The sequence below is a fragment of the Streptomyces sp. NPDC019937 genome, from assembly GCF_040631655.1.
Taxonomy (GTDB): domain Bacteria; phylum Actinomycetota; class Actinomycetes; order Streptomycetales; family Streptomycetaceae; genus Streptomyces.
This window is the reverse complement of sequence record NZ_JBEYAL010000026.1, coordinates 94,300-116,121: the sequence shown is the minus strand read 5'-3', so window position 1 is coordinate 116,121 and position 21,822 is coordinate 94,300. Positions and strand designations below refer to the sequence as shown.

The following is a 21,822-nucleotide window of genomic DNA, read 5'->3' as shown; positions in this document are numbered from 1 at the left end:
GGCGGGTTAACCGGGCGGACCGGGGTACCCGGCCGCCATGGATACGTACGCCATGGACCTCGCCGTGCCCCACGACTTCCTGGTCGGAACGGGCCCGCTCGCCGTCGGCATCGTGGTGGTCGTGATCTGTATCGCCGCGATCTGGTACGGCATCCGGCTCCGGGCCCGCGAGCCGGTCCCGTCCCAGGAGCCGAAGCGCCGCTCCGGCGCCTGGCAGCAGGTGGACGAGACCGCGCAGGAGGCACAGCGCGCGGGCCACGGTCCGGGGCATCAGGACGATGAGGACCGGGTCGGCTACCAGACCCACAGCCGGGAGCCCGACGAGCTGTCCCCCGACGGCGTCCGGCGCCGCCCGCACCAGCTGGGCGGCTCCGGGACCAGGGATTCCGGCACGGGCGGCGCCGAGGGCCGGAAGACCTGGACCGAGGGGAACAGTGGATCGTTCGGCGGCGGCTGAGCCGGCCCCGCCCTCAGCGGGCCGCCGTGGTGGTGCGCGCCACCGCCCGCGCCGTGCCCGCCGTTGTCGGGGCCGGTACCGGTACCGGCTCCAGCTTGGCGCGGAAGTGGCGCAGGATCGGGGACTGGTCGAAGATCCGGAAGCCGTGCACCGCGTCCGCGTTCTTGGCGATCTTCGCCAGGGTCTCGCCGATGTGGTCGTAGTGGCTGCGGGTGTAGACGCGGCGCGGCAGCGCGAGCCGTACGAGTTCGTACGGCGCGCTCTTGACCGGGTTTCCGGCCTCGTCCTCCTCGCCGAGGTAGAGGGAGCCCAGTTCGGCGGAGCGGATGCCGCCCTCCAGGTACAGCTGGCAGGACAGCGCGTGGCCGGGGTACTGGTGCGGCGGTATGTGCGGGAACAGCCGCCCGGCGTTGAGGTAGAGGGCGTGCATGCCCGGCGGCTCGACGATGTCGACCCCGGCGGCCCGGACGCGCCGGGCGAGGTGGGCGGCGATGTCGGCGCGTTCGGCGAGGTAGCCGGGGTCGGTGACCTCGGTGAGGCCCTGCGCCATCATGTCGAGGTCGCGGCCGGCCAGGCCGCCGTAGGTGGCGAAGCCCTCGGTGGCGATGAGCAGCAGTTCGCACCGCTGGGCCAGCTCGGGGTCGTTCATGCCGATGAAGCCGCCGATGTGGACGATGCCGTCCTTCTTGGCGCTCATCATGCAGCCGTCCGCCAGCCGGAACGCTTCCTCCGCGACCTGCCGCGGGGTGCGGTCGCGGTATCCGGGTTCGTGCCGGGTGACGAGCCAGGCGTTCTCGGCGAACCGGGCGGCGTCCAGGAACAGCGGTACGCGGTGCTTGCGGCACAGCGCCGCGGTCTGCTTCAGGTTCTCCATGGAGACGGGCTGGCCGCCGCCGCCGTTGTTGGTGATGGTCATGACCACCACGGCGACCCGGGAGGCGTCAGGACCGGTCAGGGTCTGTTCGAGCGCCTCGAGGTCGATGTTCCCCTTGAACGGCTCGGTGCTGTCCAGGTCCTTGGCCTCGGGGCAGGGCAGGTCGCGCGCCTCGCAGTGGTTCAGCTCCACGTTGGCGCGGGTGGTGTCGAAGTGGGTGTTGGCCAGGACGAGGGAGTCCGGCTTGAGGAGCGAGGAGAAGAGCACCCGCTCCGCCGCCCGCCCCTGGTGGGCCGGGAGGATGTGCTGAAATCCGGTCAGCTCGGTGACCACGTCGTGGAACCGGTAGAAGGAGCGCGAGCCCGAGTAGGACTCGTCCCCGGCCATCCCCGCGGCGAGCTGCGCCGCCGAGAGGGCGCCGGTGCCGGAGTCGGTCAGCAGGTCGATGGTCACCTCCTCGGCCCGCAGGTCGAACAGGTTGTAGTGGACGCGCTTGAGCGCCTCTTCGCGCTGCTTCCGCGTCGTCATGGGGATCGGTTCGACGACCTTGATCCGGTAGGGCTCCACGCTGACCTTGTCTCCTGTCACATCGTTGTTCTCGGTGTGGCTCCGGGCCCGCGCGAGGTCGCGGACCACCGGGGTCTGGTGCTCCGGTGCCGCCTCGTGGGCCGGTCCCGGCTCGTAGACCGGTTCCGTCTCCCGGGGCGGCCGGACCTCGTACGCCTCCGCGGAGAGGTACGTGGTCACCCGCGTCGGCCGGCCGCGTTCGTGGACCAGGGCCAGATACGCGATCAGGCCCGAGCCGTCCTCCAGGGGGCGCGAGGTGATCGCGCCCAGCGCCCGGTCCAGCGCCGTGCCGTCCATGCCGTGGCGGCGCAGGACGGCCATGGCCCGCTCCCGCGCCTGGGCGTCGTCGCGCACGTAAGTCCGGACGGGCACATGGGAGGTGAAGCCGCTGGGCAGGCCGGTGCGCGTCTCCGTGATGGAGTGGCAGGAGATGGCGGGCCGGCCGTACAGCCCCTTGCCGGTCCCGGCCGGGAGGCCCGCGGCGGTGCGGAAGAACTCCTCCAGTCGCGCCCGGCCGGGGTGGGGAGCCATCCGGGAGAGGGTGGCGGCCCGGTCGGGGGACAGGCCGTGGTGGGAGAGGTAGACCTTCAGGCGTGGCGCGGACCACTCGCCGAGGTCCAGGGCCACGAACGGGTAGCCGTCGGCCGCCGGCAGGGTGTCGAACGCCTGGCGGCAGCCGAGCCGGTCCAGTGCCTCGCCGACGGTTTCCGCGGCCCGGTCCGGGCCGTTGGCCGAGGGGTTGAGGTACACCTTGACCGCGGGGACGCCGCCGGGGCGCAGCTCCAGGGCGCACCACAGGGCCAGCGGTCCGACGGGGGAGTCGGGGAAGAACAGGTCCTCGAGCCGGTCGAGCCGGTCGGTGGAGAACGCCCAGCGGTCGGCCATGGCGCGGATCGTGCGCAGGCCGATGCGGCCGTTCTCCCTGAGGTCTTCGGCTTGGCACCCCGGCTCCAGCAGCACCCTGAGCGCCGGAAGCCGGTCCGGGGTGAAGGCCAGGGAGTACTCGACCGGGGTGTGGTCGTCGGACAGGAAGCTGGGGGACGGCGGCGGCAGCTCCAGCGGGCGCTTGGCCACCGGCCCCAGGGTCTCGGTCACGATCTGTGCGTAAGCCGTGGTGTCGGCTTCGCTCAGCCCCGCCACCTCGCCCAGCCGGGTGAGCTGGCTGGTGACGAGGTCGCCGAGCCGTGTGGGGTGCGTACGGGTTTCGCGCGCCCCCACACGTCTCCTCCCCCCGAAGCGGAAGAGCTTCACCGAACCTCCCGAGGCGCGGTGGAGTGAAGAAAACCGGGTTGGGGAGGAGTGAAAACGTAGTGTGGCGTCACACTTCGTCGACCCAAAAGGGGTTTGAGTGAAACCGCGGAACTTCGATCAACGCCGGGGTGGTCGGCGATAGGCTGCACGACAGCTCCTTGTTCTCATTTAACCAAGAAATTTTCGCGATACGACCTACCCGATCGATTGATTAAGCATGCGGTGCGAAAAAAGTGGGTGACGTTGCGTGGGTCACACCCTCCACCAGGCGAGGAACGAACTCCACAACCCGCCCTTTTCCCGCTTGGTGTTCGGTCGGCTCTGATCCCCGGACGTAACAGGCTGTTGCTGCGGAGTCGGGTGTTTATCCATCCGTATGGGAGTGAAACGGGCGGGCAGTGCCGCCAGGCCGCGGTTGAAGGGGCCGGGACGCCAGGTCAGGCTTTCGCTGGGCACCGCCAGCTCGACGTCGGGCAGCTGGTTGAGCAGGTTCTCAATGGCCGACACCGTGATGAGCTGGGCCGGATCCTTCGCCGGACAGGCGTGCGGACCGGCGCTCCAGGCGAGGTGGGCACGCTTGCTCTGCTGCTCGCGGGAGGCGGCGAGCGCCGGATCCGAGTTGGCCGCGGCGTAGCTGACCAGGACGAGATCGCCCGCCCGCAGCTTGGTACCGGCGAATTCAACATCGGACACCGGGTAATGCGGCGAGTAATTCGCCATGGGCGGGCTGTTCCACAGCACATCGTCAATGGCGTCCTCGACCAGCAGTCCGCCACCCGAATACCGGTCGTCGGAGAGCAGCAGGTGGAGGCAATTGGCGATGAGATTCCGCAGCGGTTCCGCACCGGATCCCAGCAGCAATACCAGCTGATGCGCCATTTCCTCGTCGGTCAGCTGCGCATGGTGCTGCATAAGCCAGGACGTGACATCGTTCCCGGGGTTGGACCGTTTCAGCGCGACCAGCTCGCTGACGCTCTGGGTCAGTACCTCGTTGGCCTTTTCGGCGTTGATGCCGTCGAAAATGCCGGAGATGCCGAAGATGACCCGGTCACCGATTTCCGCGGGGCAGCCGAACAGCTCGCTGAACACGAAGAGCGGCAGCAGTTTGGCGTAGTCGTTCAGCAGGTCGACCGAACCGCGCGAGCTGAACTGCTCGATGAGGTAGCGGGAGACCCCGTCGACGTGCCGGCTCAGCTGGTGGGTGTCCACCTTGGCCAGGCTGTCGGTGACCGCCTGGCGCAGCCGCATGTGGTCGGCGCCGTCGGTGAACATGCAGTTCGGGCGGTACGCGAGCAGGGGCACAACCGGACTGCTGGGGCTGATCTTGCCCTCGTTCAGATCGCGCCAGCGGCGTGCGTCCTTGCGGAACGTGTCCGAGTTCTGCAGCAGCTGGAGCGCGGCCGAGTAGTCCGTGACGAGGGTGGCTTCGACACCGGGAGCCAATTCCACCGGAGCGGCGGCACCGTAACGGCGCATCCAGTCGTAGTACGCTTCCGGATTCGCCTGGAACTCGGATCCGTGCAGGGGCACCCGCCCATGGGCAGGGCAACCCGGCGGCGGAGCCGGGAAGTCCGATTGAGTGTCCATTCTTGCTCCTAGCGGGTACGTTCCTGTAGATAGCGGACAAGTGCCATCAGGGCATTGGCCGATGACTTCTCGTCACGCGCGTCACAGGTGACGATGGGTGTCTCGGGCAGCAGATCGAGCGCCTCGCGCAACTCCGCGTCGGGCCGGGCCGGCGTGCCGTCGAAGTGATTCACGGAAATCGCGTAGGGAAGTCCGTACTGCTCCACCAGGTCGATCACGGGGAAGGACTCCTTGAGCCGTTCCGGATCGACGAGGATCAATGCCCCGAGGGCGCCCCGGGTCATGTCTTCCCACACCTGGACGAAGCGTTCCTGTCCCGGTGTGCCGAAGAGATAGAGGACGAGGCGTTCGCTGAGCGTGAGGCGGCCGAAGTCCATGGCCACGGTGGTCGTGGTCTTGCCCCGGGTGCCCATCAGATCGTCGACGTGCGCACCGGCCTGCGTCATCCGTTCCTCGGTGCGCAGCGGCGGGATTTCCGACATGGTGCCGATGAACGTCGTCTTTCCGACCGCGAAGTGCCCCACGACCAGGATCTTGGCCGCGATCTGCACCGCGTCGTCCAGATAGACGTCCTCATCCGAAGCGGGCCTGGAGACCATCCAGTACCTCCTGAAGGAGTGAAACGTCGACGAGCTGGGCGGGAGGCGCGGGGGCGCGCGTGACCAGATAGCCGTCCGACGACAGGTCGGACAGCAGAACCTTGACGATGCCGATCGGAAGCCCCATATGGCCCGCGATCTCGGCAACCGAGAGATAGCCTCCTGAACACAGGTCCAGCAGGCTCCGCTTTTCCGGGTCGAGCGTCGGGGAACGTCTCTGCTCGGAGGCGGTCACCAGGGTGATCAGGTTGAACTGGTCGCTGTCCGGGAGTCCACGGCCGTTGGTGATGACGTACGGTCGCACTAATCCGGCGGACTCGGGCTCTTGCTCCTCCGGGGCAGTCATGCCTGAACGCCCGATTCACGGGGTGGAGTGGTCAGCGCCTTGCCGAGCTGACCGACGAGCTGCTGCATGCGGAAGGTGATGTCGGCCATGTCGACGTCGGGCGCGGAGGAGACCGCCAGATAGGCGCCCTCGCCGGCCGATATGAGGAAGACCCAGCCGCCGTCGAACTCGACCAGCGTCTGGCGCCAGTTCATGTGCGGGCCACCACAGAAGCCGGCCATCGTGCGGCTCAGCGACTGGATGCCGCTCATCGCGGCGGCGACGGTGTCGGCCTCGTCCTTCCTGACCTCTTGAGATCGGGCCATCAGCAGACCGTCGGCGGAAACCAGGATCGCGTGACGCGCCCCGGGTACTTCCAGGGCGCTGTCAAGCATCCATGACAGGTCGTTGTTCACTGAGGATCATGCCCTTCCCTGTTCGGGTTTGCGGAGCGACCGGACTGTGTGCCGCGCTGGAAGGCGCCCATGATCGAGGCGGTTTCCTCGCTCGTCCGGGCGGGAGCGTTCGCGGTGTCTGACTGCGGCACGATGGAGATGGACCCCTTGCGGCGGCGTTTGGGCAGGCCGCCCGCGGTGGAACCGCTCTCTTCCGGGGTGGGAGCCGTGGACTGACGGGGTGCGGGCTGCTCTTCCGGCTCGGGCATGTTGGTCAGAAGGTCCTCGGGAAGGAGCACTACGGCGCGCACACCACCGTAGGGAGAGGCCGAATCGACGGAGACGGTGAAGCCGTAGCGGGAGGCGAGCACACCGATCACCGCGAAGCCGAACTGAGGCGGATTGCCCAGGCCCGTGACGCCCGACGCGCGCTGCGCGGAGAGCAGTTCGTCGGCCCGGTTCTTCTCCTCCTCGTTCATACCGACACCGGCGTCATCGATGATGATGCAGACGCCCTTGGGGACGGTGCGGATGGTGATGTCGATGGGGGAATCGGGGGCGGAGTAGCTGGTCGCGTTGTCCAGCAGCTCGGCCAGGGCCAGAGCGACCGGTTCGACGGCCCGGCTGACCAGGGCGAAATTGCTCTGGGAGCGAATCTCGACGCGCGTGTAGTGGCGGATGCGGCCCTTGGCGCTGCGCACCACGTCATAGACGGAGGCGACGGCCCGCTGACGGCCCAGCCAGCCGTCACACAGCACGGCGATCGACTGCGCACGGCGGCCGAACTGCGAGTTCATGTGGTCGATCTCCAGCAGATCCTGGAGAATGTGGTGCTCGCCGTAGCGGTCCTGCAGCTTCGAGATGGCCAGCTGCTGCTCGTTGGCGAGACCCTGAAGCGTCCGCATGGCGGACTTCAGCGCGCTCTTGGTGGCTTCCTCGGCGCGTACGTGAGCGTCTTGGACCGCGGCCGCGTAGTTGTTCTCGAGTTCGGCGTTGCGGTTCCCCAGTTCCGCCTTCTCGGCGCTGAGCTTCGCTCTCGCTTTCCGCCCGCGAATTATGGCGGTTGCGGCGAGAGGCGTGCCAGCGATCAGGGCCCAGAGCGCAGGATCCTGTATGTAATGCGTCATAAGACTCTCTTTAAACGACTAGACCGCCAGGGACTGAAGGGGTGTGCTGCGTGAATAAGAATCCGGGGGTTTCGGAGGGGCGGCGGTAAGTCAGCGCCCGTACGGCGTCCGAGGGGACGCGGCGCACCGCACTCGTCCTGCCGCGGGCAGCGCACGGGCTCGGGTGCGCCGGTACGGCCCCATATGCCCAACTCGCGGCATAGTGCTCCTCGGAAGTGGTAACCCTCTCGGCTGATTCACCGGATCGCCGTGTGTCTTACGGGCCCTTGGCTCGCCTGGCAAGCGCGGTGATCGTATCACCAGGGTCAGGAGGCCCCGTGCATGTGCCGGTGTCTCATTCAACCACCTGACAGTGTTTCAGCCACCCCCGCATTTTGCCTCATTGGTCGACGTCAGCGCGTGTTCCGCGGGTCCGGGTGAGGTTCGCCGCCGACTGCTCCGGGCGGTGGTTCCAGCCATCAGATATCGGGCATTCACCGCGCGCTGTGAGCGCATTGTGGAGGGTGTGTGGAGATGGTCGTCGAATTGCATCGACATTAATTGTCTTTACTTTCGCGTTACGGATTTACTTCCGATAAGCGGCGTATCGGAATCCGCGGGCCGCGGCCGGTATCGTCGGGACGTGTCCGATCAGCCGTGCCCCGCCTCCGCTCCCACCCTCTTCACCTGGGAGTTCGCCACCGATCCCTACCCCGCGTACGCCTGGCTACGCGAGCACGCCCCGGTGCATCGGACCACGCTGCCCAGCGGGGTCGAGGCCTGGCTGGTGACCCGCTACGCCGACGCCCGGCAGACCCTCGCCGACGCGCGGCTGTCGAAGAACCCCCAGCGGCACAGTGAATCCGCTCACGCCCGGGGCAAGGTGGGCATCCCCGGCGAGCAGCGCGCGGATCTGATGACGCATCTGCTCAATATCGATCCCCCCGACCACACCCGGCTGCGGCGGCTGGTGTCCAAGGCGTTCACCCCGCGCCGCGTCGCCGCCTTCGCCCCGCGGGTGCGCGAGTTGACCGACGACCTCATCGACGCCTTCGCGGCCCGGGGGGAGGCGGACCTCATCCACGAGTTCGCCTTTCCTCTCCCCATCTACGCGATCTGCGATCTGCTCGGCGTCCCCCGGGAGGACCAGGACGACTTCCGGGACTGGGCCGGAACGATGATCCGGCACGGCGGGGGCCCGCGCGGCGGAGTGGCCCGCGCGGTGAAGCGGATCCGCGCGTACCTGGCCGAGCTGATCCACCGTAAGCGCGCCGCCCTCGGCGACGACCTGATCTCCGATCTGATCCGGGCCAGCGACCACGGCGACCACCTCACCGAGAACGAGGCCGCGGCGATGGCCTTCATCCTTCTCTTCGCGGGCTTCGAGACCACCGTCAATCTGATCGGCAACGGCCTCTACGCGCTGCTGCGCAACCCCGGGCAGCGGGCCCGGCTGCAACGACACCTGGAAGAAGCGGAAGAAGGGGACGAGGGGCTGCTCGCCACCGGCGTCGAGGAACTGCTCCGCTACGACGGCCCGGTGGAGATGGCCACCTGGCGGTTCGCCACCGAGCCGGTCACCATCGGCGGGCAGCACATCGCCGAGGGCGAGCCGGTGCTGGTGGTGCTCGCCGCCGCCGACCGCGACCCCGAGCGCTTCGCCGACCCCGACGTCCTCGATCTGGCCCGCACCGACAACCAGCACCTCGGCTACGGCCACGGCATCCACTACTGCCTGGGCGCCCCGCTGGCCCGCCTGGAGGCACAGACCGCGCTCGCCACCCTGCTGCGCCGGATCCCCGACCTCCAACTGGCGGCGGATCCGGAGGACCTGCGCTGGCGCGGCGGACTCATCATGCGCGGGCTGCGCACCCTCCCGGTGACCTGGGGGAAGTGACTGCCGGTCAGGCGCGTGACCGCGGCGTGACCTGGGATACACCGGCTTGTGATGATCGTGTGACGTCGCTATGTTCAACCGGCAAACGACCCCCACACGAGAGGCGATTCGCATGCTTTCCGGGAACGGACGTCACCGCCGCCCCCGCCAGGCTCCGGCCATCGTCGTCGCGGCGGGGGTGACCGGCGCGAGCATCGCCATCCCGCTCCTCGGAGCGACCGGCGCCCAGGCCGCCCCGGCCTCCACCTGGGACCGGGTCGCCGAGTGCGAGAGCGCCGGGATGTGGAGCGCCAACGAGGGCAACGGCTTCTACGGCGGTCTCCAGCTGACCCTCGACATGTGGAAGAAGTACGGCGGCACCGACTACGCCCCGCGCCCCGACCTCGCCAGCCGCTCCCAGCAGATAGCCGTCGCCGAGGCGATACTCGGCGACCGCGGCCCGGACGCCTGGCCCAGCTGCGCGCTCAACGCCGAGCTGACCGACGACGGCGACGCCCCGGATGTGAACCCGGGCAGCACGGCGCGCCCCTCCCAGCAGCCCCCGCAGCGTGGCGACTCGGGCCGGGACGCCGGAGAGCCGGAGCGGCCCCACCTCTCCAAGGCCCCCGACGGGCTGGACGACGACGCGCCCTCCCCGTCCCCTTCTACTGACGCGCCGGACCCCTCGCCGTCCCCGTCCTCTTCTTCGTCTCCCTCCTCCGACGAGGACGAGGGCGAGGACGCCTCCGAAGGACCCGCCACGACCCCGACGCCCCCCTCCGCGGACGCCTCGGATGCGTCCGGCGCCTCCACGCCCTCCGGCAAGCACCGGGGCGAGCCGGAGAGGGACGCGCGACCGGGCGACCGTGCCTCGCGTGGCGGAGCGCATCGTGCCGAAAACCCCACGGATGGCGGCTACACGGTGCGTCCGGGTGACAACCTTTCAGCAATCGCCGAAAAGCAGGAATTGGGCGGCGACTGGCGGCAGATCTACGAAGGCAACGAGAACCTCATCGGAACCGACCCGGATCTCATCCTCCCTGGTCAGCGACTTGACCTGACTGTCAGGGGCCAGTAGTTCGGGGTGATTTGCCCGATCTGGCGCCGGTGAGACATACCTCTCGTCACATTTTCCGGGCCGTCCCTGGTGTCCGGTCTCTCCGCACCCGGCCCCACCTGCGCCGATGTGGCCCGAGTGAGATCGATAACAGCCCTCTTCGCTGCGATAAGGGTGTTTGAACGTTTCCCGCACGTGTGTTTAACGTCTTTCCGCTCGCCACCGCGAGCACCGTCGACCGTCACGCCGAGTCCTGCCGGCGGTCGTCCGGTACCGACGCGCCAGCGCCGAAGGCAGGAGCGGGGGACCCAAGGTAAGTGCCGCGAGGCCGGCGAAACCGGCCGAACGGCTAGGGGTGAAGCCCGGTGCGAACCCCGCACCGGGCCGGGCAACTCACGCCCGAACCCGACAGCTCACCTCGTAGGCGTCGGTGAGGAAACGAACGAACATGTCCAACGCTCAGGGCAAGCACCGTCGTCCTTCCAAGGCCACCCGCATCACCGCGCTCGTCGGCCTCGCCGGAGCCGCCGTGGCCACTCCGCTCATCGGTGCGACGTCCGCCTCTGCCGCCACCAGCTCCCAGTGGGACCAGGTCGCGCAGTGCGAGTCCGGCGGCAACTGGTCGATCAACACCGGCAACGGGTACTACGGCGGCCTGCAGTTCTCCTCCTCCACCTGGGCCGCCTACGGCGGTACCGCGTTCGCACCGACCGCCGACAAGGCGGGCAAGTCCCAGCAGATCCAGGTGGCCGAGAAGGTCCTCGCCAGCCAGGGCAAGGGCGCCTGGCCGGTCTGTGGCAAGGGCCTGACCAGCGGCGGCGCCCCCGCCCCCGCGCCGTCCGCGCCGCAGCAGAGCCAGTCCGACTCCACGCAGCCGGCCCCGTCCGCCAAGCCGAAGGCCGCGCCGCGCAGCGCGCCCGAGCACGCCGCGCGCTCCGAGGCCCGTGGCCCGGTCAAGAAGGGCGACGGCGAGTACAAGGTCAAGTCCGGTGACACCCTCGGCAAGATCGCCAAGACGGAGGACGTCAAGGGCGGCTGGAAGAAGCTCTTCGAGCTGAACAAGAACGTCGTCCAGCAGGCCGACCTGATCTTCCCCGGCCAGCAGCTCCACCTCAGCTGAGCCGCACCACCGTAGTCAACGAGCCCCGGCGGGGTGCGCCGCCCCCACGGTGCACCCCGCCGGGGCTTCGGTGCGGTTAGGCTCATGCTGCTACCGAAGACCCATACGAAGGAGATCCTCGTGCCGTCCATCGACGTCGTCGTAGCTCGCGAGATCCTCGACTCGCGAGGCAACCCCACGGTCGAGGTCGAGGTCGGCCTCGACGACGGCAGCACCGGCCGTGCCGCCGTCCCGTCCGGCGCCTCCACGGGCGCCTTCGAGGCCCTCGAGCTCCGTGACGGCGACAAGAACCGCTACGGCGGCAAGGGCGTGGAGAAGGCCGTCCTCGCCGTCATCGAGCAGATCGGCCCCGAGCTGGTCGGTTACGACGCCACCGAGCAGCGCCTGATCGACCAGGCGATGTTCGACCTGGATGCCACCCCGGACAAGTCCTCGCTCGGCGCCAACGCCATCCTCGGCGTCTCCCTCGCCGTGGCGCACGCCGCCTCCGAGGCGTCCGACCTGCCCCTCTTCCGTTACCTCGGCGGTCCGAACGCGCATCTGCTGCCGGTCCCGATGATGAACATCCTGAACGGCGGCTCGCACGCCGACTCCAATGTGGACATCCAGGAGTTCATGATCGCGCCGGTCGGCGCCGAGTCCTTCTCCGAGGCCCTGCGCTGGGGTGCCGAGGTCTACCACACCCTGAAGGGCGTGCTGAAGGAGCGGGGCCTGTCCACCGGCCTCGGCGACGAGGGCGGCTTCGCGCCGAACCTCGACTCCAACCGGGACGCCCTGGACCTGATCGTCGAGGCCATCAAGAAGGCCGGCTACCAGCCGGGCCAGGACATCGCGCTCGCGCTCGACGTCGCCGCCTCCGAGTTCCACAAGGACGGCGTCTACCAGTTCGAGGGCAAGGACCGCACCGCGTCCGAGATGACCGCGTACTACGCCGAGCTGGTCGAGGCGTACCCGCTGGTCTCCATCGAGGACCCGCTGAACGAGGAGGACTGGGACGGCTGGAAGACGATCACCGAGCAGCTGGGTGACAAGGTCCAGCTGGTCGGCGACGACCTCTTCGTCACCAACCCCGAGCGGCTGGCCCGCGGCATCGAGAACGACACCGCGAACGCCCTGCTGGTCAAGGTCAACCAGATCGGCTCGCTCACCGAGACCCTCGACGCCGTCGAGCTGGCCCAGCGCAGCGGCTTCAAGTGCATGATGTCGCACCGCTCCGGTGAGACCGAGGACGTCACCATCGCCGACCTGGCCGTCGCCACCAACTGCGGCCAGATCAAGACCGGCGCCCCGGCCCGCTCCGAGCGGGTGGCCAAGTACAACCAGCTGCTGCGCATCGAGGAGATCCTGGACGACGCCGCGGTGTACGCGGGCCGCTCCGCCTTCCCGCGCTTCAAGGGCTGACAGCGGACACGTCTGACGCCTGTCCCCGGCCGCGGTCCCGTACCGTGGCCGGGGACAGCCCCTACTCAAGCGGGCCCTGCTCAAGCGAAGTCATCACCGGGGAGGCGACGTGCCGGCGGATCGGTTCTCCACCGCGACCAGGCTCAAGGCGCTCGGCGAACACGCCGCCGCCCGGGTCTACCGCGCCCGGATCAAGCGCCGCAGCCGGCTCACCGGCCGGGCCGCCCTCCTCGCGCTGGTGGTCTGCTCCCTCGTGGTCGCCCTGGCCTATCCCATGCGGCAGTACATCTCCCAGCGCTCGGAGATCGCCGACCAGCGGCGCCAGGCCCAGCGCGAACGCGCCGAGGTGGCCAAGCTGCGCGAGCAGAAGGCCCGGCTGCGCGATCCCGCGTACATCGAGCGGCGGGCCCGCGAGCACCTGCACTATCTGATGCCGGGCGAGACCGGCTTCAGCATGGTGGACCCCGGCGCCAACGCCGAGCACTCCACCGACCAGGGCGCGGCCGACCGCCCCTGGTACACCAACCTCTGGGACACCGTGGACACGGCGGACGAGCCGAAGGCGGCCGCCGCGGACCGCTGACGCGCCGCGCCGGCGCCCGTCACGGTCGCACCCGGTCCGACACCGAGCGAAGAGAACTTTTCCCCTCATGGACACGCCCCCTCCGCAGACGGAGCCCACCGCGCCCACCGCCGCGGACATCGCCGCCGTCAAGGAGCAGCTGAACCGCGTACCGCGGGGGCTGCGCGCCGTCGCGCACCGCTGCCCCTGCGGCAGCCCCGATGTCGTCGAGACCGCGCCGCGCCTCGAGGACGGGACCCCGTTCCCCACCCTCTACTACCTGACCTGCCCGCGCGCCGCGTCCGCGATCGGCACGCTGGAGGCGGAGGGCGTGATGAAGGAGATGACGGCCCGGCTCGGCAGCGACCCCGAGCTGGCCGCCGCCTACCGCGCCGCCCACGAGGACTACATCGCCCGCCGCGACGCCATCGAGGAGCTGAAGGGCTTCCCGAGCGCGGGCGGCATGCCGGACCGGGTGAAGTGCCTGCACGTCCTGGTCGGCCACTCCCTCGCGGCCGGGCCCGGGGTCAACCCGCTCGGTGACGAGGCGATCGCGCTGCTGCCCGAGTGGTGGCGCAAGGGCCCGTGCGTCGCGCCCTGTGCCGGGCCGACCGAGGGGGAGAGCGCATGACCCGCGTCGCGGCCGTGGACTGCGGCACCAATTCGATCCGGCTGCTGGTCGCCGACGCCGACCCGGCCACGGGCGAGCTGACCGAGCTGGACCGCCGGATGACGATCGTCCGGCTGGGCCAGGGCGTGGACCGCACCGGCCGGCTGGCCCCCGAGGCGCTGGAGCGCACCTTCGCCGCATGCCGGGAGTACGCGGAGGTCATACGCGAGCTGGGCGCCGAGCGCGTCCGCTTCGTCGCCACCTCGGCCTCGCGGGACGCCGAGAACCGCGAGGAGTTCGTGCGCGGCGTCGTGGACATCCTCGGCGTCGAGCCCGAGGTGATCACCGGCGATCAGGAGGCGGAGTTCTCCTTCACCGGCGCGACCAAGGAGCTGACCGGGCATGAGCATCTGAGCGGTCCGTTCCTGGTGGTGGACATCGGCGGGGGTTCGACCGAGTTCGTCAGCGGTGACGACGGGGTGCGGGCGGCCCGCAGCGTGGACGTCGGCTGCGTACGGCTGACCGAGCGTCATCTGGTGGTCAACAATCAAGTCTCCGATCCGCCAACGCCCGGTCAGATTGATGCCATGAAGGCGGATATCGGCCGGGCGCTGGACCTGGCCGGGGAGACGGTGCCGCTCCCGGGGGCCTGCCGCCCCGGGGACGGCGGGCACACCCTGGTCGGACTGGCCGGTTCGGTCACCACCGTCGCGGCCATCGCGCTCGGTCTGGCGGAGTACGACTCGGCCGCGATCCACCACGCCAGGGTTCCGGCCGACCGGGTCGCTGAGATCACCGGCAAGCTGCTGACCTCGACGCATGCCGAACGGGCGACGATCGGGGCGATGCATCCGGGCCGGGTCGACGTGATCGGCGCGGGTGCGCTCGTGCTGCTTTCGATCATGGAACGGACCGGTGCCGAGGAGGTCGTGGTGAGTGAACACGACATCCTCGACGGCATCGCCTGGAGCATCGCCTGAGCGGGCCCGTTACCGTATGAGCGGTGCCGGAGGGCCGGATCGGGGGCCTTTGGCAAAGGCCCGCCACAAGAGTTCGTGAAATCCTTCACATGAAAAAATTGCCTGGTGGCCGCCTCCTGGGGGTCGCCGAGGGCGCTTTTGGTGACGGTGTTCAACAAGTGGCCGGATCATGGGCCGGCCCATCCGGTACGGCGGATCGCGCGGGAACCCTGTGGTCTACTCCCGCGTTCAACGACTATCGCTGCTCAGCGGGGCTGGGAACGTCTTGATCCGCTTACCGGTTCCCCCGCGCCGCTATGGCGTCCATCACGAGGGCGGCGGAGTGTAGCAGATACCCCCACATTGCTTGTGAAGGGGCTCACGAGGTCCCCCTCCTGGGGTGCTGGATACTCGAATCATGAGCACCACGGAGCGTCCCAGGATCCTCGTTGTAGGCGGTGGGTACGTAGGCCTGTACGCGGCGCGCCGCATCCTCAAGAAGATGCGGTACGGCGAGGCGACTGTCACGGTCGTCGACCCCCGCTCGTACATGACGTACCAGCCCTTCCTCCCCGAAGCTGCGGCCGGCAGCATCTCTCCGCGCCACGTCGTGGTTCCGCTGCGGCGTGTGCTCCCCAAGGCGGAGGTCCTCACCGGCCGGGTGTCCAACATCGACCAGGACCGCAAGGTCGCCGTCGTCCAGCCGCTCGTCGGCGAGTCGTACGAGCTGCCCTTCGACTACCTGGTCATCGCGATGGGCGCGGTCTCCCGCACCTTCCCGATTCCCGGCCTGGCCGAGAACGGCATCGGGATGAAGGGCATCGAAGAGGCCATCGGCCTGCGCAACCACGTTCTCGAGCAGCTCGACAAGGCCGACTCCACCACGGATGAGGACATCCGCCGCAAGGCGCTCACCTTCGTCTTCGTCGGCGGTGGCTTCGCGGGTGCGGAGACCATCGGCGAGGTCGAGGACATGGCCCGCGACGCGGCGAAGTACTACCCGAACGTGAAGCGCGAGGACATGCGCTTCGTGCTCGTCGACGCGGCCGACAAGATCCTCCCCGAGGTGGGCCCGAAGCTCGGCCAGTGGGGCCTGGAGCACCTGCAGAAGCGCGGTGTCGAGGTCTACCTCAACACCTCGATGAACTCCTGCGTCGACGGCCACGTGGTGCTCAAGAACGGGCTCGAGGTCGACTCGAACACCATCGTGTGGACCGCGGGCGTCAAGCCCAACCCGGCGCTCGCCCGGTTCGGCCTCCCGCTCGGCCCGCGCGGCCACGTGGACACCGGCGCCACCCTCCAGGTGAAGGGCACCGACTACATCTGGGCCGCGGGCGACAACGCCCAGGTGCCGGACCTCGCCTCCGGCGAGGGCGCCTGGTGCCCGCCGAACGCCCAGCACGCGCTGCGTCAGGCCAAGGTCCTCGGCGACAACGTGATCTCGGGCATGCGGGGCTTCCCGCAGGGCGAGTACAAGCACGCCAACAAGGGCGCCGTCGCGGGTCTCGGCCTCCACAAGGGCGTCGCGATGATCGTCATGGGCAAGATGAAGATCAAGCTCAAGGGCCGGCTGGCCTGGTACATGCACCGTGGCTACCACGGTCTGGCGATGCCGACCTTCAACCGCAAGATCCGGGTCATCGCCGACTGGACGCTGGGCATGTTCCTCAAGCGCGAGGTCGTCTCCCTCGGCGCCATGGAGAACCCCCGCGAGGAGTTCTACGAGGCCGCCGCCCCGGTCTCCGCGGCCGCCGCCGCGAAGAAGCCCGCCGCCGAGGTCACCGCGGAGAAGGCCAAGGCGTCCTGACGCCGGACCGGCGGCACCGGGCACGCCCACACCGGGCACTCGTACATCTGAACATCGGACACATCTGAACATCGAGCAAGCGCCGAGGGCGTCCGCCATCCGTGGGGCGGGCGCCCTTCGCATGCGCGCTTTTTTACCGATTCCAGACGTGTCGGCGGGACTGTACGGGCGGTTCCATGGTGTTTACGTGGGGAGTGAATCTTCCTGACTCGCCATCATGGAGGTGTGCCGACATGACCCACGCCGCCGCGCGACTGGCCGCCCTGGCCGAGGAGGTGGTGGGAGCCCCGCTCCCGCTCCGCGTCCGGGCCTGGGACCGCAGTGAGGCCGGGCCGCCCGGCGCCCCGGTCCTGATCCTGCGGCGCCGGCGGGCGTTGCGCAGGATGCTGTGGAAGCCGGGCGAACTGGGCCTGGCCCGGGCCTGGGTGGCGGGGGACCTCGACATCGAGGGCGACCTGTACGAGGCGCTGGAGCGGCTGGCCGGGCTGCTGTGGGAGAAGGACGAGCCCGCCGCCTCGCGCTCGGCCCGCCTCGCCACGGCGTGGAAGTCCCTGCGCGACCCGGGGACGCGCGCCGCCGTCCGCGATCTGGTCGCCCTCGCCGGCCCCGGACTGCCGCCCGCCCCGCCGCGCGAGGAGGCCGGGACGGGCCGTGGGCCGCTGCACACGCTGCGCCGTGACAAGCGGGCCATCAGCCACCACTACGACGTCGGCAACGACTTCTACGAGCTGGTGCTCGGCCCCTCGATGGTCTACTCCTGCGCCTACTGGGAGAGAGCCGACACCACGCTGGAGGAGGCCCAGCGGGCCAAACTCGACCTGGTCTGCCGCAAGCTCGCGCTCGAACCCGGGCAGCGGCTGCTGGACGTGGGGTGCGGCTGGGGCTCGATGGTGCTGCACGCGGCGCGCGAGTACGGGGTGCGGGCGGTCGGCATCACGCTCTCCGAGGAACAGGCCGGCTACGCCCGCAAGCGCGTCGCGGACGCCGGGCTGACCGAGAAGGTCGAGATCCGGGTGCAGGACTACCGCGAGATCGACGACGGCCCGTACGACGCGATCTCCTCGATCGGCATGGCCGAGCACGTGGGTTCCGTGCGGTACGCCGAGTACACCGGCATCCTGCACCGGCTGCTGGTCCCCGGCGGGCGGCTGCTGAACCACCAGATCGCGCGGCGCCCCGAACCGGACGAGGAGGCGTACCACGTGGACGAGTTCATCGACCGCTACGTCTTCCCCGACGGGGAACTGGCCCCCCTCGGCCGGACCGTGACCCAGCTGGAGGAGGCCGGTTTCGAGGTGCGCGACGTGGAGGCGATCCGTGAGCACTACGCGCTCACCCTGCGCCGCTGGGTCGCCAACCTGGAGCGGTCCTGGCCGCAGGCCGTCCGGCTGACCTCCCCGGGCCGGGCCCGGGTCTGGCGGCTCTACATGGCCGCCTCCGCCCTGTCGTTCGAGCGCAACCGGATCGGCGTCAACCAGGTCCTGGCCGTCCGTACGCCGGACAGCGGCGCGTCCGGGCTGCCGCTGCGGGCCCGCGACTGGCGCGGCTGACCGGCGCCGGGAACGGTGAACGGGCTCGGTGCGCCGCGCGGCACACCGAGCCCGTTCACCGTCATCCGGGGCCGCTACTCGGCCTTGATGGCCTCCAGCATGTTGAGCTTGGCCGCCCGGCGCGCGGGCCACAGGGCCGCCAGCACGCCCACGACCGCGGCCATCGCCAGGAACAGGCCCATCCGGCCCCACGGCAGGACCAGTTCGTAGGTCGTAAGACCGGTGGAGATCAGCTCACCGGCCGCCCAGCCGAAGAAGACCCCGAGGCCGATCCCGAGCACCCCGCCGAAGAGCGAGATGACCAGCGACTCCAGCCGCACCATCCGCTTGATGCCGCGCCGGTCCAGGCCGATGGCCCGCAGCATGCCGATCTCCTGCGACCGCTCGAAGACCGACATGGCCAGGGTGTTGATGACCCCGAGCACCGCGACGATCACGGCCATGGCCAGCAGGCCGTAGAGCATGTTCAGCATCAGGGTGAAGAGCTTGGCGATGCTGTCGGAGATGTCCTGCTTGTTCTGGACCTGGAGGGCCGGGTTGTTGCCGAGCGCCTTGGTCAGCGCGTCCTTGTTGGCCTCGGTCGTCCCGCCCTTGGTCTTCAGCATCACCTGGAAGTCGGTGACGGTGGCCATGTGCGGGGTGATGGTGGCGGCGTCGACCATGACCCCGCGGATCATCTGGTTGCCCTCGTACACACCGCCCACGGTCAGCTTGCCGCCGCGGCCGTCCTGGTACGTCACCGGGATGGCCGAGCCGACCTTCCAGTGGTTGCTGTCGGCGGTCTTGTCGTCGACGACGACCTTCTGCCCGCCGAAGCCGGAGAACGACCCGTGGACGAAGTCCACGCCGACCAGCTGCTTGATGGCCTTCGGGTTGACCCCGGTCAGGGACTCGGTCTCGCCGCCGACCTTGGCCGGGGCCTGGCGCAGCGGGCTGACCGCGGTGACCTCGGGCTGCTTCTCCAGCTTCTCGGCCACGTCCGGGGACAGCGGCCGCGGCGCCCCGCCGGCGCCGCCCATGCTGACGACGTAGTCGGACTTCAGCCCGTCCGAGGCCATCTGGTCGATGCCCTTCTGGACGCTGCCCGCGATGACCGTCATGCCGGTGATCAGGGTGAGGCCGACCATGAGCGCGGAGGCGGTGGCGGCGGTGCGGCGCGGGTTGCGCACCGCGTTCTGCCGGGCGAGCTTGCCGGACATCCCGAAGAGCCGCAGCACCGGCGCGGCCGCGGCGATCAGCGGCCGGGACAGCAGCGGGGTGAGCACGAACACGCCGATCACCAGGACCGCCGCGCCGAACGCCATCGGGCCCTTGCCGTCCATGCCCTGGCCGGAGCCGTACAGCACCAGCGCGACACCGGCCGCGGCGAGCAGCGCGCCGATCGTGTTCCGTACCACCAGACCGCGGGTCGTCGGCGCGGCGTGCACGCTGCTCATGGCGGCGACCGGCGGGATCTTCGCGGCGCGGCGGCCCGGCAGCCAGGCGGCGAGCACCGTCACCACGACGCCGACGAGCAGCGAGACCGCCACGGTCGCCGGCTGGACGACCAGCGGCCCGTCCGGGACGGTGGCCCCGGTGGAGGACAGCAGCGAGCGCAGCCCGGCGCCGATGCCGACACCGGCGGCCATGCCCACGACGGCCGCGATGGCGCCGACGGCGGTGGCCTCGATCAGCACCGAGCGGGTCACCTGACGGCGGCTCGCGCCGACCGCCCGCATCAGGGCCAGTTCCTTGGTGCGCTGGGCGACCAGCATGGTGAAGGTGTTGGCGATGATGAAGATGCCGACGAAGAGCGCGATCCCGGCGAACACCAGCATGGCGGTCTGCATGCTGCTCATGCCCTGCTTGATCTGCTCGGCCTGGTCGTCGGCGAGCTTCTGGCCGGTGGCGGCCCTGGCGTCCGGCGGAAGGATCTTGTCGACCGCGGACTTCAGCGCGGCCTGCGAGGTCCCGGCGGCGGCCTTCACGTCGATCTCGTCGAACTGGCCGGGCTTGGCGAACAGCTTCTGCGCGGTGGCGTTGTCGTACAGCGCGAGGCTGCCGCCCGCCGCCACATTGCCGTCGTCGGTGGTGAAGACGCCGGAGATCTTCTCGGTGCGCACCGGGCCGTTCACGGACACCCGGATGGTGTCACCGGCCTTGTAGTGGCCCTTCGCGGCGGACTTGGAGTCGAGCGCGATCTCGCCCGGGGCCTTGGGCGCGCGGCCCTCGGTCATCGTGTACCGCGGGTCCTTGCCGTCGGGGCCCGGGTAGTAGTTCCCGCCGAGGGTGGAGAAGCCGCCGCCGAGCAGGTCGCCCTTGCGGTCGGAGAGGGCGGTGAAGCCCTTGACGACCCCCGTGGCGGAGGCGGCGCCGGGCACCTTGGCCGCCTTGTCGAGCACCTGCTGGCCGAGCCGCGGCGTGGAGCCGGGGACGCCCGAGCCGGAGTCGGACTTGTGCGGGGTGATGGCGACGTCGACGCCGTCGAAGCCCTTCTCGGAGCTCTTCTGGTAGGCGGCGGAGATGGTGTTGGTGAAGACCAGGGTGCCGGAGACGAAGGCCACGCCGAGCATGACGGCGAGGACGGTCATCAGCAGCCGGGCCTTGTGCGCGAGCACATTGCGCAAGGCGGTACGGAGCATGGGAAGTCAGTCCTGGGGAGGAAGGGAGACGTGCGGAGGCTTGGAAACGTCGTGCGGTGACGGGCGCGCGCCTCGCGTCAGCTCGTACGGCCCTTGGCGTCGAACCGCTTCATGCGGTCCAGCACCGAGTCGGCGGTCGGGTCGGTCAGCTCGTCCACGATCTGGCCGTCGGCGAGGAAGACCACCCGGTCGGCGTAGGCCGCGGCGACCGGGTCGTGGGTCACCATGACCACGGTCTGGCCCAGTTCGCGCACCGAGTTGCGCAGGAAGCCCAGCACCTCGGCGCCGGAGCGGGAGTCGAGGTTCCCGGTGGGCTCGTCCGCGAAGATGATCTCGGGCTTGCCGGCCAGCGCGCGGGCGACGGCCACCCGCTGCTGCTGACCACCGGAGAGCTGGCTCGGGCGGTGCTTGAGCCGCCCGGCCAGGCCGACCGTCTCCACGACCTGGTCCAGCCACTTCTGGTCGGCCTTGCGGCCCGCTATGTCCATCGGCAGGGTGATGTTCTCCAGCGCGTTCAGCGTCGGCAGGAGGTTGAACGCCTGGAAGATGAACCCGATCTTGTCGCGGCGCAGTTGGGTGAGCTTCTTGTCCTTGAGGGCCGTCAGCTCGACATCGCCGATGCGGGCCGAGCCGCTGGCGACGGAGTCCAGGCCCGCCATGCAGTGCATGAGCGTCGACTTGCCCGAACCCGACGGGCCCATGATCGCGGTGAACTCGGCCTGCCGGAACTCGACGGAGACGGCGTCCAGGGCGACGACCTGGGTCTCGCCCTGTCCGTAGACCTTGGAGAGGTCCGTTGCTCGGGCCGCCGCCGTCGTGGAACGGGCGGCGGTCTCGACGCCAGTGGTGGTGGTGGTCACGGTGCGGGGCTCCTGTCGTGCGGTGCGGGTCGTCCGGGACGTCCTTCCATCGTCCTTGCCGTGAGCAAGGACGGGATCCGTCGCTCCTCCGGTTCTGCGCGCGACTCGGGTCGTAGGCGCGCGGCCCGGAGTCCTCCTTGGGTAGGAGAGGACCCCCGAACGGGGGCATCGAGATTGCGTCAATCCGCCGTCAAAGGGGTCACAGGGCATATAAGCAGGTCCGGTCGGGCGCCGGCAT

The 21,822-nt window shown here is 69.7% G+C and carries 18 protein-coding genes and 1 riboswitch; of the genes, 10 read left to right on the top strand and 8 right to left on the bottom strand.

The genetic code is table 11. The features are described from left to right. The first annotated feature begins 37 nt into the window (after positions 1 to 37). Positions 38 to 457 (top strand): DUF6479 family protein, encoded by a 420-nt coding sequence (locus ABZ562_RS25530; RefSeq protein ID WP_361483881.1) that lies wholly within the window; start codon positions 38 to 40, stop codon positions 455 to 457. A 13-nt stretch (positions 458 to 470) separates the two neighbouring features. Here ABZ562_RS25530 and ABZ562_RS25525 read toward each other — a convergent pair whose 3' ends face one another. The 6 genes from ABZ562_RS25525 to ABZ562_RS25500 all read right to left on the bottom strand — a co-directional run bounded on the left by ABZ562_RS25525 (position 471) and on the right by ABZ562_RS25500 (position 7,182). After that, complete coding sequence (locus ABZ562_RS25525; RefSeq protein WP_361483879.1) at positions 471 to 3,116, bottom strand: tryptophanase; 2,646 nt, start codon at positions 3,114 to 3,116, stop codon at positions 471 to 473. 285 nt (positions 3,117 to 3,401) lie between these two features. Continuing rightward, a complete protein-coding gene (locus ABZ562_RS25520; RefSeq protein WP_361483877.1) occupies positions 3,402 to 4,736 on the bottom strand; it encodes a cytochrome P450 in 1,335 nt (444 codons plus the stop codon). An 8-nt stretch (positions 4,737 to 4,744) separates the two neighbouring features. After that, a complete protein-coding gene (locus tag ABZ562_RS25515; RefSeq protein ID WP_055557696.1) occupies positions 4,745 to 5,335 on the bottom strand; it encodes an ATP/GTP-binding protein in 591 nt (196 codons plus the stop codon). After that, a complete protein-coding gene (locus ABZ562_RS25510) occupies positions 5,310 to 5,681 on the bottom strand; it encodes a DUF742 domain-containing protein (RefSeq protein ID WP_361483874.1) in 372 nt (123 codons plus the stop codon). The genes ABZ562_RS25515 and ABZ562_RS25510 overlap by 26 nt, the downstream gene beginning before the upstream one ends. Then, a complete protein-coding gene (locus ABZ562_RS25505; RefSeq protein WP_055557694.1) occupies positions 5,678 to 6,076 on the bottom strand; it encodes a roadblock/LC7 domain-containing protein in 399 nt (132 codons plus the stop codon). Before ABZ562_RS25505 ends, ABZ562_RS25510 begins: the two co-directional genes overlap by 4 nt. Continuing rightward, positions 6,073 to 7,182 carry an ATP-binding protein gene (locus ABZ562_RS25500; protein WP_361483872.1) on the bottom strand — a complete coding sequence of 370 codons (1,110 nt, stop codon included), beginning with the start codon at positions 7,180 to 7,182 and terminating at the stop codon, positions 6,073 to 6,075. The genes ABZ562_RS25505 and ABZ562_RS25500 overlap by 4 nt, the downstream gene beginning before the upstream one ends. Before the next feature lie 622 nt (positions 7,183 to 7,804). On the opposite strand from ABZ562_RS25500, the gene ABZ562_RS25495 reads away from it, so the two are divergent. The 9 genes from ABZ562_RS25495 to ABZ562_RS25455 all read left to right on the top strand — a co-directional run bounded on the left by ABZ562_RS25495 (position 7,805) and on the right by ABZ562_RS25455 (position 18,103). Further along, positions 7,805 to 9,058 (top strand): cytochrome P450, encoded by a 1,254-nt coding sequence (locus ABZ562_RS25495; RefSeq protein WP_361483870.1) that lies wholly within the window; start codon positions 7,805 to 7,807, stop codon positions 9,056 to 9,058. A gap of 112 nt (positions 9,059 to 9,170) precedes the next feature. After that, on the top strand, positions 9,171 to 10,115 hold the full coding sequence (locus ABZ562_RS25490) for a transglycosylase family protein (RefSeq protein WP_361483868.1): 945 nt from the start codon (positions 9,171 to 9,173) through the stop codon (positions 10,113 to 10,115). A gap of 254 nt (positions 10,116 to 10,369) precedes the next feature. Beyond that, positions 10,370 to 10,536, top strand: a riboswitch (cyclic di-AMP (ydaO/yuaA leader). 6 nt (positions 10,537 to 10,542) lie between these two features. Continuing rightward, positions 10,543 to 11,214, top strand: coding sequence for a transglycosylase family protein (locus ABZ562_RS25485; RefSeq protein WP_361483866.1), 672 nt, complete (start codon positions 10,543 to 10,545; stop codon positions 11,212 to 11,214). A 114-nt stretch (positions 11,215 to 11,328) separates the two neighbouring features. After that, a complete protein-coding gene (eno, locus tag ABZ562_RS25480) occupies positions 11,329 to 12,615 on the top strand; it encodes a phosphopyruvate hydratase (RefSeq protein WP_199831129.1) in 1,287 nt (428 codons plus the stop codon). 109 nt (positions 12,616 to 12,724) lie between these two features. Further along, positions 12,725 to 13,198 carry a septum formation initiator family protein gene (locus tag ABZ562_RS25475; RefSeq protein ID WP_361483864.1) on the top strand — a complete coding sequence of 158 codons (474 nt, stop codon included), beginning with the start codon at positions 12,725 to 12,727 and terminating at the stop codon, positions 13,196 to 13,198. A 67-nt stretch (positions 13,199 to 13,265) separates the two neighbouring features. Further along, a complete protein-coding gene (locus ABZ562_RS25470; RefSeq protein ID WP_361483862.1) occupies positions 13,266 to 13,808 on the top strand; it encodes a DUF501 domain-containing protein in 543 nt (180 codons plus the stop codon). Further along, a complete protein-coding gene (locus ABZ562_RS25465; RefSeq protein WP_361483860.1) occupies positions 13,805 to 14,767 on the top strand; it encodes a Ppx/GppA phosphatase family protein in 963 nt (320 codons plus the stop codon). The genes ABZ562_RS25470 and ABZ562_RS25465 overlap by 4 nt, the downstream gene beginning before the upstream one ends. A 397-nt stretch (positions 14,768 to 15,164) precedes the next feature. Then, a complete protein-coding gene (locus tag ABZ562_RS25460; protein WP_055557686.1) occupies positions 15,165 to 16,553 on the top strand; it encodes an NAD(P)/FAD-dependent oxidoreductase in 1,389 nt (462 codons plus the stop codon). Positions 16,554 to 16,786: 233 nt separating this feature from the next. Further along, a complete protein-coding gene (locus tag ABZ562_RS25455; protein WP_361483858.1) occupies positions 16,787 to 18,103 on the top strand; it encodes a cyclopropane-fatty-acyl-phospholipid synthase family protein in 1,317 nt (438 codons plus the stop codon). A 74-nt stretch (positions 18,104 to 18,177) separates the two neighbouring features. On the opposite strand, the gene ABZ562_RS25450 is transcribed toward ABZ562_RS25455, so the two are convergent. Both ABZ562_RS25450 and ABZ562_RS25445 read right to left on the bottom strand, forming a co-directional pair. Continuing rightward, positions 18,178 to 20,724: an ABC transporter permease gene (locus tag ABZ562_RS25450; protein ID WP_361483856.1), complete on the bottom strand. Its 2,547-nt coding sequence runs from the start codon at positions 20,722 to 20,724 to the stop codon at positions 18,178 to 18,180. Between the two features lie 77 nt (positions 20,725 to 20,801). Continuing rightward, positions 20,802 to 21,584, bottom strand: a complete 783-nt coding sequence (locus ABZ562_RS25445; protein WP_361483855.1) for an ABC transporter ATP-binding protein — start codon at positions 21,582 to 21,584, stop codon at positions 20,802 to 20,804. Positions 21,585 to 21,822: the final 238 nt, after the last annotated feature.

Coding starts and splice junctions, on each gene's coding strand:
- ABZ562_RS25515 (WP_055557696.1), bottom strand. CDS start 5,335: ATGGTCTCCAGGCCCGCTTCGGATGAGGACGTCTATCTGGACGACGCG.
- ABZ562_RS25500 (WP_361483872.1), bottom strand. CDS start 7,182: ATGACGCATTACATACAGGATCCTGCGCTCTGGGCCCTGATCGCTGGC.
- ABZ562_RS25470 (WP_361483862.1), top strand. CDS start 13,266: ATGGACACGCCCCCTCCGCAGACGGAGCCCACCGCGCCCACCGCCGCG.
- ABZ562_RS25490 (WP_361483868.1), top strand. CDS start 9,171: ATGCTTTCCGGGAACGGACGTCACCGCCGCCCCCGCCAGGCTCCGGCC.
- ABZ562_RS25485 (WP_361483866.1), top strand. CDS start 10,543: ATGTCCAACGCTCAGGGCAAGCACCGTCGTCCTTCCAAGGCCACCCGC.
- ABZ562_RS25460 (WP_055557686.1), top strand. CDS start 15,165: ATGAGCACCACGGAGCGTCCCAGGATCCTCGTTGTAGGCGGTGGGTAC.
- ABZ562_RS25450 (WP_361483856.1), bottom strand. CDS start 20,724: ATGCTCCGTACCGCCTTGCGCAATGTGCTCGCGCACAAGGCCCGGCTG.
- ABZ562_RS25530 (WP_361483881.1), top strand. CDS start 38: ATGGATACGTACGCCATGGACCTCGCCGTGCCCCACGACTTCCTGGTC.
- ABZ562_RS25520 (WP_361483877.1), bottom strand. CDS start 4,736: ATGGACACTCAATCGGACTTCCCGGCTCCGCCGCCGGGTTGCCCTGCC.
- ABZ562_RS25465 (WP_361483860.1), top strand. CDS start 13,805: ATGACCCGCGTCGCGGCCGTGGACTGCGGCACCAATTCGATCCGGCTG.
- ABZ562_RS25455 (WP_361483858.1), top strand. CDS start 16,787: ATGACCCACGCCGCCGCGCGACTGGCCGCCCTGGCCGAGGAGGTGGTG.
- ABZ562_RS25510 (WP_361483874.1), bottom strand. CDS start 5,681: ATGACTGCCCCGGAGGAGCAAGAGCCCGAGTCCGCCGGATTAGTGCGA.